Annotated in this window: 15 protein-coding genes and 1 tRNA gene; 10 read left to right on the top strand and 6 right to left on the bottom strand. The window is 67.2% G+C overall.

Annotation, left to right across the window (positions count from 1 at the left end):
- Positions 1 to 33: 33 nt before the first annotated feature.
- On the bottom strand, positions 34 to 1,140 hold the full coding sequence (mutY, locus tag HWX09_RS20095; protein WP_027785462.1) for an A/G-specific adenine glycosylase: 1,107 nt from the start codon (positions 1,138 to 1,140) through the stop codon (positions 34 to 36).
- Positions 1,141 to 1,164: 24 nt separating this feature from the next.
- The gene (mutM, locus tag HWX09_RS20090) at positions 1,165 to 1,992 is read right to left on the bottom strand and encodes a bifunctional DNA-formamidopyrimidine glycosylase/DNA-(apurinic or apyrimidinic site) lyase (RefSeq protein WP_027785463.1); all 828 of its coding nucleotides are present in this window, start codon (positions 1,990 to 1,992) and stop codon (positions 1,165 to 1,167) included.
- 246 nt (positions 1,993 to 2,238) lie between these two features.
- On the opposite strand from mutM, the gene HWX09_RS20085 reads away from it, so the two are divergent.
- The 8 genes from HWX09_RS20085 to hisC all read left to right on the top strand — a co-directional run bounded on the left by HWX09_RS20085 (position 2,239) and on the right by hisC (position 9,396).
- The gene (locus HWX09_RS20085) at positions 2,239 to 4,062 is read left to right on the top strand and encodes a tetratricopeptide repeat protein (RefSeq protein WP_027785464.1); all 1,824 of its coding nucleotides are present in this window, start codon (positions 2,239 to 2,241) and stop codon (positions 4,060 to 4,062) included.
- A complete protein-coding gene (gene lolB / locus HWX09_RS20080; RefSeq protein WP_027785465.1) occupies positions 4,062 to 4,682 on the top strand; it encodes a lipoprotein insertase outer membrane protein LolB in 621 nt (206 codons plus the stop codon). The genes HWX09_RS20085 and lolB overlap by 1 nt, the downstream gene beginning before the upstream one ends.
- A 26-nt stretch (positions 4,683 to 4,708) precedes the next feature.
- The gene (gene ispE, locus HWX09_RS20075) at positions 4,709 to 5,590 is read left to right on the top strand and encodes a 4-(cytidine 5'-diphospho)-2-C-methyl-D-erythritol kinase (RefSeq protein ID WP_027785466.1); all 882 of its coding nucleotides are present in this window, start codon (positions 4,709 to 4,711) and stop codon (positions 5,588 to 5,590) included.
- A 55-nt stretch (positions 5,591 to 5,645) separates the two neighbouring features.
- A tRNA-Gln gene (locus HWX09_RS20070) sits at positions 5,646 to 5,722 on the top strand.
- Positions 5,723 to 5,766: 44 nt separating this feature from the next.
- Positions 5,767 to 6,729 carry a ribose-phosphate pyrophosphokinase gene (locus HWX09_RS20065; protein ID WP_027785467.1) on the top strand — a complete coding sequence of 321 codons (963 nt, stop codon included), beginning with the start codon at positions 5,767 to 5,769 and terminating at the stop codon, positions 6,727 to 6,729.
- 158 nt (positions 6,730 to 6,887) lie between these two features.
- A complete protein-coding gene (locus HWX09_RS20060) occupies positions 6,888 to 7,493 on the top strand; it encodes a 50S ribosomal protein L25/general stress protein Ctc (RefSeq protein WP_027785468.1) in 606 nt (201 codons plus the stop codon).
- Positions 7,494 to 7,613: 120 nt separating this feature from the next.
- Entirely contained in the window at positions 7,614 to 8,213 is a 600-nt protein-coding gene (pth, locus tag HWX09_RS20055; protein ID WP_027785469.1) for an aminoacyl-tRNA hydrolase, read from the top strand.
- A gap of 115 nt (positions 8,214 to 8,328) precedes the next feature.
- The gene (gene hisC / locus HWX09_RS20050) at positions 8,329 to 9,396 is read left to right on the top strand and encodes a histidinol-phosphate transaminase (protein WP_027785470.1); all 1,068 of its coding nucleotides are present in this window, start codon (positions 8,329 to 8,331) and stop codon (positions 9,394 to 9,396) included.
- An 81-nt stretch (positions 9,397 to 9,477) separates the two neighbouring features.
- Here the strand turns inward: hisC and HWX09_RS20045 are convergent, their stop codons facing one another.
- From HWX09_RS20045 to rsmD, 3 genes are all read right to left on the bottom strand, one after another.
- The gene (locus HWX09_RS20045) at positions 9,478 to 9,744 is read right to left on the bottom strand and encodes a YfhL family 4Fe-4S dicluster ferredoxin (protein ID WP_027785471.1); all 267 of its coding nucleotides are present in this window, start codon (positions 9,742 to 9,744) and stop codon (positions 9,478 to 9,480) included.
- Positions 9,745 to 9,803: 59 nt separating this feature from the next.
- Entirely contained in the window at positions 9,804 to 10,301 is a 498-nt protein-coding gene (gene coaD, locus HWX09_RS20040) for a pantetheine-phosphate adenylyltransferase (protein WP_027785472.1), read from the bottom strand.
- Positions 10,302 to 10,412: 111 nt separating this feature from the next.
- Positions 10,413 to 11,027, bottom strand: coding sequence for a 16S rRNA (guanine(966)-N(2))-methyltransferase RsmD (rsmD, locus tag HWX09_RS20035; protein WP_027785473.1), 615 nt, complete (start codon positions 11,025 to 11,027; stop codon positions 10,413 to 10,415).
- A 216-nt stretch (positions 11,028 to 11,243) separates the two neighbouring features.
- Here rsmD and ftsY point away from each other — a divergent pair, with 216 nt between their 5' ends.
- Positions 11,244 to 12,404 carry a signal recognition particle-docking protein FtsY gene (ftsY, locus tag HWX09_RS20030; RefSeq protein WP_027785474.1) on the top strand — a complete coding sequence of 387 codons (1,161 nt, stop codon included), beginning with the start codon at positions 11,244 to 11,246 and terminating at the stop codon, positions 12,402 to 12,404.
- A 93-nt stretch (positions 12,405 to 12,497) separates the two neighbouring features.
- On the opposite strand, the gene maiA is transcribed toward ftsY, so the two are convergent.
- Positions 12,498 to 13,142, bottom strand: a complete 645-nt coding sequence (gene maiA, locus HWX09_RS20025; RefSeq protein WP_027785475.1) for a maleylacetoacetate isomerase — start codon at positions 13,140 to 13,142, stop codon at positions 12,498 to 12,500.
- 180 nt (positions 13,143 to 13,322) lie between these two features.
- Between maiA and ybiB the strand changes: the two genes are divergently transcribed.
- Positions 13,323 to 14,297, top strand: a complete 975-nt coding sequence (gene ybiB / locus HWX09_RS20020) for a DNA-binding protein YbiB (protein WP_027785476.1) — start codon at positions 13,323 to 13,325, stop codon at positions 14,295 to 14,297.
- Positions 14,298 to 14,414: the final 117 nt, after the last annotated feature.

Raw genomic sequence — 14,414 nt, 5'->3', positions numbered from 1 at the left:
GAACGCGGCCCGCGCCGCGCCCTTCCCCGTTCGTTACAGCAGCGGCCCGCTCAGCGCATCGAGCAGCTTGCGCACGGGCGCCGGCACGCCGTACGCGTCGAGCCGGCTCAGCGGCACCCATGCGGTATCCGCGTCCCGCGCCGGCGACGGCAGGCCGCCGCCGTCCGCCAGATCGCTCAGCCGCGGCTCGATCTCGAGCCGGAAATGCGTGAACGTATGCATGAACGGCGCGAGCGGCACCGTGCCGCCGCCGCCGAAGCCGCGCGCGAGATCCGCGAGCGCGGCTTCGCCGTCCGCTTGCGGCAGGCTCCACAGTCCGCCCCAGATGCCGGTCGGCGGCCGTCGCTCGAGCAGCACGGCGTCGCCGTCGCGCAGCACGAGCATCCAGGTCTTGCGCGTCGGCACGGCCTTCTTCGGCCGCGCGGCCGGCAATTCGCGCTGACGGCCGGTCGATTGCGCGACGCAGTCGCCCGCGAACGGGCAGCGCGCGCAGTCGGGTCTGCCGCGCACGCACAGCGTCGCGCCCAGATCCATCAGCCCCTGCGTGTACGCGCTCACGTCGGCCGGGTTCGCGGCGTCGGGCAGCAACGATTCGGCGAGCGCCCACATGTCGTTCTCGACACGCTTCTCGCCCGGAAAGCCCTCGACGCCGAACACCCGCGCGAGCACGCGCTTCACGTTGCCGTCGAGGATCGTCGCGCGCGCACCGTACGCAAACGACGCGATCGCGGCGGCCGTCGAACGACCGATGCCCGGCAGTTCGGCCAGCGCGTCGGGCGTCGCCGGAAACGCGCCGCCGTGCTCGGCGACGACGACCTGCGCGCAGCGGTGCAGGTTGCGCGCGCGCGAGTAGTAGCCGAGCCCCGCCCACAGCGCCATCACGTCGTCGCCGGGCGCAGCCGCGAGCGCGGCGACATCGGGGTAGCGGTCGAGAAAACGCGTGTAGTACGGAATGACGGTCGATACCTGCGTCTGCTGCAGCATGATTTCCGACAGCCAGATCCGGTATGGATCGCGGGTGTTCTGCCATGGCAGGTCATGGCGGCCATGCTCGCGCTGCCACGCGACGAGACGCGTGGCGAACGTGCGGTGCAGCGGCGTGACGGGGAACGGAGCGGGGGCGATGCGGGGCGGCTTCAAGTGATGGGATCGAGGAAAAGGGTTTCAACGCTGGCACGTCGGGCAGAAATAGGTCGACCGCTGGCCCTGCACGATCTGGCGGATCGATGTGCCGCATACGCGGCACGGCTGGCCGGCGCGATCGTAGACGAAGCAGTCGAGCTGGAAGTAGCCGCTTTCGCCGTTGCTGCCGACGAAATCGCGCAACGTGCTGCCGCCGCGCTCGATCGCATCGGCGAGCGTCGCGCGTACCTCATCGGCCAGCCGCTCGTAGCGCGGCAGCGAAACCTTGCCGGCGGCCGTCGTCGGCCGGATGCCGGCGCGAAACAGGCTCTCCGACGCGTAGATGTTGCCGACGCCGACGACCATGTCGCCCGCGAGCAGCGCCTGCTTGACCGACACCGTGCGGCCGCGCGTACGCGCATGCAGCAGCGCGCCGGTGAACGCCGGCGAGAACGGCTCGACGCCGAGGCTCGCGAGAAGCGGATGCGCATGCACGTCGCCTGCTTCGCGCGGATGCCACAGCACGGCGCCGAAGCGGCGCGGATCGCGGAACCGCAGCACGAATTCATCGAAGATCCAGTCGATGTGGTCGTGCTTCGCGGCGATCGGCACGCCGGCCGCGGGCAGCACGCGCAGCGTGCCGGTCATCCCGAGATGGACGATGAACCAGCCTGCATCGACCTCGAACAGCAGGTACTTGCCGCGGCGCTCGACGGCGAGCACCTCGCGCGCGCGCAACTGTTCGGCGAGCCCTGCCGGCACGGGCCAGCGCAGCATCGCGGTACGGACGTCGACACGCTCGACGCGGCGGCCCGCGACAAAGGGCTCGATGCCCCGGCGCGTGACTTCGACTTCTGGCAACTCTGGCATGTTTTGCGGGTCTGAGGCTACGGTCTGTTTACATCGCGAATACGCATGCGGCGCCACGAGAACGGCCGTTCTCGCGCCGACCCCGAATTAAACACGGGAATGCCCGAAATCGCCCGCCTGGCAGCACGCGAGGCGGGCGATTTCGGGCATTCGCATGGGGATTCCACAGGTAAACGGAACCTATCACGATCGTGCGTGTATTGTAGCGAGCGCGTTACAATCGGTTGAAACATCGAACGGATTTCCATGACCCTGCCCTCGAAGCTGCTTCAGAAGCGCCCCGCCGCCGTGCGCGGCGCGCGCGCCTTCCCGGTCCGCCGTGCACTCGGTGCCGCGCTGTTTGCCGCCTGGACCCTCACCGCCTTTCCGGCCCACGCGCAGGATCCGGCACCGGACGACGCGGAGCCGCAGGGTGCGTTCGAGCACGTGATGCCGGACGAGCAGAAGAATCTCCCCGGCGTGCCGCTGACGAGCCAGATCGTCTACCAGGTGCTCGCCGCCGAGGTCGCGCTCCAGCGCAACCAGCCGGCGCCGGCCTACCAGACCTACCTTGCGCTTGCCCGCGACACGCGCGATCCGCGCATGGCGCAGCGCGCGACCGAAATCGCGCTCGGCGCGCAGAGCCCGGCCGACGCGCTGTCCGCCGCGAACCTGTGGCGCCAGTACGCACCCGACTCGAACCGGGCGTCGCAGGTCGACGCCGCGCTGCTGGTGCTCGCCGGCAAGCCGGCCGACGCGCAGCCGATGCTCGCGCGCGAGCTGGCCCGCGCGACCGGCGACACGCGCGGCCCGGCGATCCTCGCGCTGCAGGCGCTCCTCGTGCGCGGCTCCGACCGCGTGGGCGGCCTCGCGGTGCTGAAGGACATGCTGAAGAACGACATGAATCGCCCCGAGGCGCAGCTCGCGATCGCGCGGCAGCAGCTCGCGGTCGACGACAAGGACGGCGCCGCGCAATCGCTGAAGCAGGCGTTGCAGATTCGCCCCGATTACCTGCCGGCGGCGCTGATGCTGTCGCAGATGGGGCCGGCGGAACGCGCCGCGGGCATCGCGTCGTTCGAGAAGTATGTTCAGCAGAATCCGAAGTCGCGCGACGCACGGCTCGCGCTGTCGCAGCTCTATCTCGCCGACGACCGCCTCGACGACGCGCAGAAGCAGTTCGAGACGATGCGCAAGCTCGACTCGAAGGATCCGACGCCGCTGATGGCGCTCGCGCTGATCAAGATCCAGCAGAAGAAACTCGACGAGGCGACCGGCTACCTGAAGCAGTACGTACAGCTCGGCGACAAGCAGCCGAACCTCGACGTCGGCCAGGGCTACATCTACCTCGCGCAGATCGCGATCGACCAGAACAACGACGCGCAGGCGTCGCAATGGCTCGACAAGGTCGACCAGACGAGCCAGCACTACCTGCCCGCGCAGATCACGCGCGCGCAACTGTTGCAGAAACAGGGCAAGACCGACGAGGCGCGCAAGGTGCTCGACAACCTGCCGATCACGGATCCGCGCGACGCGGCCGTGGTGGCGCGCACCGATGCGTCGATCCTGTTCACGGCGAAGCGCTATCCGGAAGCGGAGGCGCGGCTCGGGCAGGCCGTCCAGGACTTCCCGGACGATCCCGACCTGCGCTACGACTACGCGATGGCGGCCGAAAAGACGGGCCACTATGCGACGATGGAAAAGCAGTTGCGCGAGCTGATCCGCACGCAGCCCGACAATCCGCAGGCCTACAACGCGCTCGGCTATTCGCTCGCCGACCGCAACCAGCGCCTGCCCGAGGCCAGCAAGCTGATCGACAAGGCGATGGCGCTCGCGCCGAACGACGCGTACATCATGGACAGCCTCGGCTGGGTGAAGTACCGGATGGGCGACACGGCCGGCGCGACGAAGGTGCTGCAGCGCGCATACGAACTGCAGCCGAACGCCGAAATCGGCGCGCATCTCGGCGAAGTGCTGTGGAAGAGCGGCGCGCAGGACGACGCGCGCAACGCGTTGCGTGCCGCGCAGAAGCTCGAGCCCGACAACGAAACGCTCGTGCAGACGCTGAAGCGCCTGCAGATCAACGGCCTCTGATGCGGATGTTCCCGATGTTTTCCCTGTCCTCCCGCGCGCGGCGCACGCTGGCCGCGGCCGGCGCGGCGCTCGCGCTCGCCGGCTGCGCGAGTACGCCGCCGTCGGCCGGCACGCCGGCGGGCGCCGCACTGCAGACGGCGGCGATGCATGCGTACCATGGCCGCTTCGCGGTGCGGTACGACGATCGTCTCGGCAACCCGCAGAACGTGTACGGCAACTTCGACTGGCAGGAACACGGCGACGACGTGTCGCTCGAACTGCGCAGCCCGCTCGGCCAGACGCTTGCGGTCGTGAAATCGACGCCGCGCGCGGCGTCGCTCGAATTGCCGAACCGTCCGACCCAATATGCGCCGGACGTCGGCGACCTGATGCAGAAAGCGCTCGGCTTCGAGCTGCCGCTCGCGGGCCTGCGCTACTGGCTGCTGCCGACCGCCGCACCCGCGACGCCGGCGGAAACCGTGCGCGACCCGGCCGACGGCACGCGCCTCAAGCAGCTCCGTCAGGACGGCTGGACGATCGACTACCTTGCCTACGCGGATGCCCCGGCCACGGGCGTCAAACGCGTCAACCTCGTGCGCGCGACGCCGCCGCTCGACATCAAGCTCGTGCTCGATCAGTGAGCACGCGCGCCTAGCCCGATACCCGCATGACCGATTCGACCCGCTCGCTGCGCAACTGCCTGGCGCCCGCGAAACTCAACCTGTTCCTGCACATCACCGGCCGCCGTCCGAACGGCTATCACGATCTGCAGAGCGTATTCCAGCTGCTGAACTGGGGCGACACGCTGCACTTCACGTTACGCGACGACGGCCGCGTCGCCCGCGCCACCGAGGTACCCGGCGTGCCCGAGGAAAGCGATCTCGTCGTGCGCGCGGCCAACCTGCTGAAAACGCATACGGACACCGCGCACGGCGTCGACATCGAGATCGACAAGATCCTGCCGATGGGCGCCGGCCTCGGCGGCGGCAGCTCCGACGCGGCGACGACGCTGCTCGCGCTGAACCGCCTGTGGCAACTCGATTTGCCGCGCGCCGAACTCCAGTCGCTCGCGGTCAAACTCGGCGCCGACGTCCCGTTTTTTATTTTTGGAAAAAATGCATTCGCAGAGGGTATCGGAGAAGAATTAGCTGAGGTAGAATTGCCGACTCGCTGGTTCCTGGTTGTGACGCCACGCGTTCATGTCCCGACCGCTGAAATATTTTCAGATGAGTTGTTGACAAGAAATACGAAGCCCGTCACAATTGCTGACTTTCTTGCACGGCAAACCAGCGATGCGGGATGGCCAGACAGCTTCGGCCGGAACGATATGCAGGAAGTTGTAACAAAGAAGTACGCGGAAGTTGCGCAGGTGGTCAAATGGTTGTATGATGTGACCCCCGCGAGGATGACCGGCTCCGGAGCTAGCGTGTTTGCAGCGTTTCACAGCAAGCACGAGGCAGAAGCGGCGAAAGCCAAACTGCCCGCCAGTTGGAATGGCGCAGTTGCCGAAAGCCTGAACGAGCATCCGCTCTTCGCTTTCGCGTCATGAAGTTTTACTTTGCCGAACGGCCTACACGAGTTCGGTGAAGTTATCAGTTAAGTGTAGGGGAGTCGCCAAGTTGGTCAAGGCACCGGATTTTGATTCCGGCATGCGAGGGTTCGAGTCCTTCCTCCCCTGCCAAAAATTTTCCCGCATTTCCCGCCCAAGCCTGAAGCAGGTGCACGATGAGCAGCCACAGCCATGATGGCCTGATGGTCTTTACTGGCAACGCGAATCCCGCGCTCGCCCAGGAAGTCGTCAATATCCTTGGTATTCCCCTCGGCAAAGCGATGGTCAGCCGTTTCTCCGACGGCGAGATCCAGGTCGAGATCCAGGAAAACGTGCGCGGCAAGGACGTCTTCGTCCTGCAATCCACGTGCGCACCGACGAACGACAACCTGATGGAACTGATGATCATGGTCGATGCGCTCAAGCGCGCATCCGCCGGCCGGATCACTGCTGCCATCCCCTACTTCGGCTATGCACGTCAGGATCGCCGCCCGCGTTCGGCGCGCGTCGCGATCTCGGCGAAGGTCATCGCGAACATGCTGGAAATCGCCGGCGTCGAGCGGATCATCACGATGGATCTGCACGCCGACCAGATTCAAGGCTTCTTCGACATCCCGGTCGACAACATCTACGCGACGCCGATCCTGCTGGGCGACCTGCGCAAGCAGAACTACTCGGATCTGCTCGTCGTGTCGCCGGACGTCGGCGGCGTGGTGCGTGCCCGGGCACTCGCGAAGCAGCTCAACTGCGATCTCGCGATCATCGACAAGCGTCGTCCGAAGGCGAACATCGCCGAAGTGATGAACATCATCGGTGAAGTCGAAGGCCGCACCTGCGTGATCATGGACGACATGGTCGATACGGCCGGCACGCTCTGCAAGGCCGCGCAAGTGCTGAAGGACCGCGGTGCGAAGCAGGTGTTCGCCTACGCGACGCACCCGGTGCTGTCGGGCGGCGCCGGGGATCGCATCGCCGCATCGGAACTCGACGAGCTGGTCGTCACCGATACGATCCCGCTGTCGGCCGAATCGCTGGGATGCTCGAAGATCCGCTCGCTGACGAGCGCGAGCCTGCTGGCCGAGACGTTCTCGCGGATTCGCCGCGGCGATTCGGTGATGTCGCTGTTCGCGGAATCCTGATCGCGAATCGACGGAACAAAGTATGCGCGGAAAGCGAAGCGGCAACGCTTCGCTTTTTGCACAATCGGACGGGATAGACGAAACCCCGGCCGTTTCATCTGGGGCCGCTTGATGGCCCCGTTTCACTGCCTGGTCGCGGGCAGCCATTGGAGAATCACATGAAAGTCGTCGCTTTCGAGCGCCAACAGCAAGGTACGGGTGCGAGCCGCCGCCTGCGCAATTCGGGTAAGACCACGGGTATCGTCTACGGTGGCGAAGCAGCCCCGCAAAAGATCGAACTCGATCACAACGCCCTGTGGCACGCCCTGAAGAAGGAAGCCTTCCACTCGTCGATCCTCGACCTCGAAGTGGCCGGCCAGTCGCAGCAGGTTCTGCTGCGCGACGTGCAATACCACCCGTTCAAGCAACTGGTGCTGCACGTGGACTTCCAGCGCGTCGACGCGAAGAAGAAGCTGCACACGAAGGTGCCGCTGCACTTCCTGAACGCTGAAGTCAGCCCTGCCGTGAAGCTGTCGAGCGCGATCGTTTCGCACGTCGCGACGGAAATCGAAATCGAGTGCCTGCCGGCCGCGCTGCCGGAGTTCCTCGAAGTCGACCTGTCGAAGATCGAAGCCGGTCAGTCGCTGCACGCGAAGGACATCGCGCTGCCGAAGGGCGTCGCGCTGGTCGCGCACATCGACGCGGAAAACCCGGTTGTCGCCTCGGCGACGGTCCCGGCGGGTGCCGTGTCGGACGCAGCAGAAGGCGAAACGCCGGCTGCCTGAGCGGCTGCCTGCACGCTCCATCGATCCGTTTCACGAAACGGTCGACGCAACCCGCCGCGGCTTGCCCGGCGGGTTTTTCTTTTTCTGCGCCCAGGCGGCAGCCGCCGCCTTCGAAACGTCATGATCAAACTGATCGTCGGCCTCGGCAATCCCGGGGCGGAATACACCGCGACGCGCCACAACGCCGGTTTCTGGCTGATCGACCAGCTCGCCCGCGAAGCCGGCACGACGCTGCGCGACGAACGCCGTTTCCACGGCTTCTATGCGAAAGCACGCCTGCACGGCGAGGAAGTCCACCTGCTCGAGCCGCAAACCTATATGAACCGCTCCGGCCAGTCGGTCGTCGCGCTCGCGCAATTCTTCAAGATCCTGCCCGACCAGATCCTCGTCGCGCACGACGAGCTCGACCTGCCGCCCGGCACCGTGAAGCTGAAGCTCGGCGGCGGCAGCGGCGGCCACAACGGCCTGAAGGACATCTCCGCGCACCTGTCGTCGCAGCAGTACTGGCGGCTGCGGATCGGCATCGGCCATCCGCGCGACCTGATTCCGGAAAGCGCGCGCGCTGGCGCGAAGCCCGACGTCGCGAACTTCGTGCTGAAGCCGCCGCGCCGCGAGGAACAGGACGTGATCGACGCATCGATCGAACGCGCGCTCGCCGTGATGCCGATGATCGTCAAGGGCGAACTCGATCGCGCGACGATGCAGCTGCATCGCAACTGAGTCCGACGCACCGGCCTGGTGCATCGGCCGTTCGGCGCAACCGAGCGGCCTCGCCCGCCCCACCGCGACGCACACATGCGGTAATCTCGACGTTTTGCCCGACAGGAGCCAAGCGGTGAGCCGTTACTGGAGCGACGTCGTTCAGCAACTCGTGCCTTACGTGCCGGGCGAACAGCCTGCACTCGCGCACCCCGTCAAGCTGAACACCAACGAGAATCCCTATCCGCCGTCGCCGCGCGTCGTCGCGGCGATCGCACGCGAACTCGGCGACACCGGCGACACGCTGCGCCGCTATCCGGACCCGGTCGCGCGCGCACTGCGCGAGACGGTCGCGGCCCATCACCGCATCAAGCCCGAGCAGGTGTTCGTCGGCAACGGCTCCGACGAGGTGCTCGCGCACGCGTTCCAGGCGCTGCTCAAGCACGACCGGCCGCTACGCTTTCCCGACATCACGTACAGCTTCTATCCGACCTACGCGCGCCTGTACGGCGTCGAGACCACGGTCGTGCCGCTCGCGGACGATTTCTCGATCCGCGTCGACGACTATCTCGACGACGCCGGCGGCGTACTGTTTCCGAACCCGAATGCGCCGACCGGGCGCGCGTTGCCGCTCGCGGACGTCGAGCGGATCGCGGCCGCGAATCCGTCGTCGGTCGTCGTGATCGACGAAGCGTACGTCGATTTCGGCGCGCAGTCGGCCATCACGCTGATCGACCGTCATCCGAACCTGCTCGTCGTGCATACGACGTCGAAGGCGCGCTCGCTCGCGGGCATGCGCGTCGGCTTCGCGTTCGGCGATACGGCACTGATCGATGCGCTGAACCGCGTGAAGGACAGCTTCAACTCGTATCCGCTCGACCGGCTCGCGCAGGTGGCCGCGCAGGCCGCATACGAGGACACCGATCATTTCAACGCCACCTGCCGGCGCGTGATCGACAGCCGGGCCCGGCTCACGCATGCGCTCGACGCACTCGGCTTCGAGATCGTGCCGTCGGCCGCGAATTTCGTGTTCGCGCGCCACCCCGCGCACGATGCGGGCACGATCGCGGCGAAGCTGAAGGAACGGGAAATTTTCGTGCGGCACTTCCGGCTGCCGCGGATCGACCAGCACCTGCGCATCACCGTCGGCACCGATGCCGAATGCGACGCGCTTGTCGCGGCGTTGCGCGAGCTGCTGGCCTGACACGAAAGAATCGGCGCCGGGCGGCGCCGATCTGAAGCAGGACGCGCGTTCGCCAGTCAGCGTGCGTGCGTCAACTCAGGATCACGACGCGTCGTCGCCCTTCGCGGCGATCAACGCGTGATACTTCTCCATCAATTGCGCGTGCGATTCGTCATGCTGCGGATCGCGCGGAATGCATTCGACCGGACACACCTGCTGGCACTGCGGTTCGTCGAAATGGCCGACGCATTCGGTGCACTTGTTCGGGTCGATCACGTAGATGTCCGGGCCCATCGAAATCGCGCCGTTCGGGCACTCGGGCTCGCACACGTCGCAATTGATGCACTCGTCGGTAATCATCAAAGACATACTGATCTCACTTCTTCAGGCCGGCGGCCGGCTTCGCAACGAAACCGGCCGGCGCCGCATCACGCGGCAGGGCCTCCGATCGCGGCGACTTTCTCGGTCAGCCACTTCTCGACGGACGGAAACACGAATTTGCTGACATCGCCGCCCAACTGCGCGATTTCGCGCACGATCGTTCCCGAGATGAACTGGTACTGGTCGGACGGCGTCATGAACATCGTCTCGACGTCGGGCAGCAGATAGCGGTTCATCCCCGCCATCTGGAACTCGTATTCGAAATCGGACACGGCGCGCAACCCGCGCACGATCACGCGCGCATTGTTGACGCGCACGAAATCCTTCAGGAGGCCGGTGAAACTCATCACCTTCACGTTCGGGTAATGGCCGAGCACTTCGTTCGCAATCGTCAGACGTTCTTCGAGCGAGAAAAACGGCTTTTTCGCGCGACTGTCGGCAACACCCACCACCAGCGTATCAAAAATGCTCGACGCACGCCGCACGAGGTCTTCGTGCCCGCGCGTCAGCGGATCGAACGTACCGGGATACACGGCGACTACCATGTCGCTCCTCCTGTCATCACGCAAACGGGATGGCAGCCGCGCGATGCGCACGCCGCTGCCGAGATGGGCATGCGTCGCCTTTGCGGCGCGCCGCCTCGTATGGAACGCGCATTATTCATCATTTTCGCGCCGCAGCAAATGATAGTGAACCGCACCGGCCTTGCCGTGCTTCACCACCTGCCAGCCCGCGAGCGCGTCGTGCGCGGCCGGATCGAGTTCCGCCCCCGTTTCGACGTACAGCGCGCCGCCTGCCGCGACGAGCGGCGCCGACAGCGAGATCGCGCGCTCGAGCGCGGCCAGGTCGTCGAACGGCGGATCGAGGAACACGACGTCGAACGCGCCCGGCGTGAGCCCGGCCGCGAGCCGCAGCGCATCGGCTTCGGCGATCTCGACCGAACGGGCGCCGAGCTTGTCCTTGATCGCACGCAACTGCTGCGCGGCGCGCGGATGGCGCTCGACCATCACGACGCTCGCCGCGCCGCGCGACGCGGCCTCGAAGCCGAGCGCGCCGGTGCCCGCGAACAGATCGAGGCAGCGCCATCCTTCGAGATCCTGGCCGAGCCAGTTGAACAGCGTCTCGCGTACGCGATCGGGGGTCGGGCGCAGGCCGTCGAGATCGAGCACTGCAAGCGGCGTGCGTTTCCAGTCGCCGCCGATGATGCGGATCGTGTGCGGCTTGCCGCGGCCAGAGGGGGCCGCCGGGCGGCCGGAAGAAGAACGGGACATACGGGATATCGACAACGGAGGGACCGGGCGCGCGCAAGGGGGCGCCGCCAAACAGGCGCACGTTACCACAGCGGCGACGCGCACTGACGCGTGCGCCACGCCGCACTGATAAAATGCACGGTTTCGGCCGCCGTGCGCCGCGCCCGCGCGAACGCAGAACGGCCCGCCCGGCGCCCGCCCTCGGCGGCGGCCCACCCCTCTTCCCGACGTCAGACCATGTTCAGTTTCTTCAAACGATTCAAGAAAACGCAGGAGCCCGATCCGGCGGAATCGCAATCGGCCGACGCGCAGCAAGCGGACGAAGCGTCCGACGCCGACGCGCCCGCGCTCGAGACGCCGCCCGCGGCCGACGTGCCGCAGGCGCCCGCGCAACCGGCCGCGCCGGCCGTCGTGATGACGGTCACGCCGACCAACGACGGCCGCGACGAAGTCGTCGAGACGGTCGAGATCGTCCCGCCGCCGCTGCAGGACGCCTCCGCGAAGAAGTCGTGGCTCGCGCGCCTGAAAACGGGGCTCGCGAAGACGGGCTCGAACATCACCGGCGTATTCGTCAACACGAAGATCGACGAGGACCTGTACGAGGAGCTCGAAACCGCGCTGCTGATGTCCGACGCGGGCGTCGACGCGACCGAATACCTGCTCGACGCGCTGCGCGAGAAGGTGCGCGCGGGCCGGCTGACCGATCCGCAGCAGGTGAAGGATGCGTTGCACGACCTGCTCGTCGAGCTGCTGACGCCGCTCGAGAAATCGCTGATGCTCGGCCGCGCGCAGCCGCTCGTGATGATGATCGCCGGCGTGAACGGCGCGGGCAAGACGACCAGCATCGGCAAGCTCGCGAAGCATCTGCAGAGCTTCGACCAGTCGGTGCTGCTGGCCGCCGGCGACACGTTCCGCGCGGCCGCGCGCGAACAGCTGGCGATCTGGGGCGAGCGCAACAACGTGACGGTCGTGCAGCAGGAAAGCGGCGATCCGGCCGCGGTGATCTTCGACGCGGTCAGCGCCGCGCGCGCGCGCAAGATCGACGTGATGATGGCCGACACGGCCGGCCGCCTGCCGACGCAGCTCCATCTGATGGAAGAGCTGAAGAAGGTGAAGCGCGTGATCGCGAAGGCGCACGACGGCGCGCCGCACGAAGTGCTGCTGGTGATCGACGCGAACACCGGCCAGAACGCGCTCACGCAGGTGAAGGCATTCGACGACGCGCTCGGCCTCACCGGCCTGATCGTCACGAAGCTCGACGGCACCGCGAAGGGCGGGATTCTCGCCGCGATCGCGCGGCAACGCCCGGTGCCCGTCTACTTCATCGGCGTCGGCGAGAAGGTCGAGGACCTGCAGCCGTTCAGCGCGGTGGAATTCGCGGACGCGCTGCTCGGCTGAACGCCGCCGGCTGACGTCGCACGGGGCGCCTTCGAGCGCCCTTTTTCATGCGCGCCCGATCATGATCGCTGCCCGCCGCGCCGCGCGCCGCGCTCATTCCGCGTCGGGTTGCACGCCCGGCTCGGCGGCCTTGAACGCATCGATCGTCGCTGCATGGTCGACGATGCGCTGGATCGTCGGGAAACGCGTCGTGTCGATCGAGAAGCGGTTCGCGTTGAACACCTGCGGCACGAGGCACACGTCGGCGAGCGTCGGCGTGTCGCCGAAGCACAGCTTGCCGGTGCGCGGATCGTTCGCGAGACGCGTCTCGAGCGATTCGAAGCCCGCCTCGATCCAGTGCCGGTACCACGCGTTCTTCGCCTCCTCGGGCACCTGCAGCGTGTGCTTCAGGTACTTCAGCACGCGCAGATTGTTGAGCGGGTGGATCTCGCATGCGATCTGCAGCGCAATCGCGCGCACGTACGCCCGGTCGACCGGCTGCTTCGGCAGCAGCGCGGGCTCGGGATGGGTTTCGTCGAGATATTCGATGATCGCGAGCGACTGCTGCAGCGTCGCGTCGCCGTCGATCAGCGTCGGCACGACCGCATCCGGATTCAGCGCGCGGTATGCGTCCTTCAGTTGCTCGCCGCCGTCGCGCAGCATGTGCACGGGTGCGTAGTCGAACGGCAACTGCTTCAGGTTCAGGGCAATCCGCACGCGGTACGACGCGGAACTGCGGAAATAGCTGTAGAGCTTCATGGGATGTCTCTCGTAGTCGTATTCGGCCGGCGGGGCGGCACGGGCGCGGCGCAGCCGGTGCGCGCGTCGCCGGGAACCAGAGTGTAGCGCGGCACGATGCACGGCCGCGCCCGTGCGATACTCGGGCATTCCTCACCGCTCGCCGCGCGGCCCGATGCCGGCCGCCCGCCCCACGCCCCGATGACCGCTTCCCACGATCCCGCCGCCGCTCCGTTCCCTTGCGCCCGCTTCATCAAGGAAATCGGCCGCGGCCCGCACGGCGCGCGCGCCCTGTCCGCCGAGGACACGTTCGAGCTCTATCGCGCGATGCTCGATGCGCGCGTGTCGGACGTCGAACTCGGCGCGATCCTGATCGCCTACCGGCTGAAGGGCGAATCCGCCGACGAACTGGCCGCGATGCTCGCCGCCGCGCAGGCGTCGTTCGAGCCCGTGCACGTGCAGGACGCCGCGTTCCGCCCGGTGTCGATCCCGAGCTACAACGGCGCGCGCAAGCAGCCGAACCTCGTGCCGCTGCTCGCGCTGCTGCTCGCGCGCGAAGGCGTGCCGGTGCTGGTGCATGGGGTGGAGCGCGATCCGGGCCGCGTGACGAGCGCCGAGATTTTCTCGGCGCTGTCGCTGGCGCCGTCGACGTCGCACGACGCGATCGAGGACACGCTCGCCGAACGCCGCGTCGCGTTCGCACCGATCGACGTGCTGGCACCGCGTATCGCGCACCTGCTGTCGATGCGCAGCGTGCTCGGCGTGCGCAATTCGACGCATACGCTCGTGAAGATCCTGCAGCCGTTCGCGCCGGCCGGGCTGCGGCTCGTCAACTACACGCACCCGCCGTACCGCGACAGCCTCGCGCAGTTGTTCCGCGACCATCCGGACGCCGCGCGGGGCGGCGCGCTGCTCGCGCGCGGCACCGAAGGCGAAGCGGTGGCCGACACGCGACGCCAGGTGCAGGTCGACTGGCTGCACGACGGCGTGTGCGACACGCTGATCGACGCCGAGCGTTCGTCGACCGACGCGCCGCCCGTCGCGCTGCCGGAGTCGCGCGATGCCGCGACCACGGCCGCGTGGACGGACGCCGTGCTGCGAGGCGAGATGCCGGTGCCCGACACGGTGGCGCGACAGGTCGCGACGATCGTACGGATCGCCCGCGTCGCGCGCTGAAGGTGCCGCGGTGCCCGCCCCTTTATCCCGATAATTGACACGCGTCGGCATCCTGGCATAGAGTGGCCGTCATGCGTTCCTTTCCGAACCCCCTCCGAATTACCTCCGGCCGCCTAG

Origin of the sequence: Burkholderia sp. BCC1208 (assembly GCF_902833095.1) — a bacterium.
Classification (GTDB): domain Bacteria; phylum Pseudomonadota; class Gammaproteobacteria; order Burkholderiales; family Burkholderiaceae; genus Burkholderia.
The sequence above is the reverse complement of the archived record's forward strand: the minus strand, read 5'-3'. Positions and strand labels throughout refer to the sequence as shown.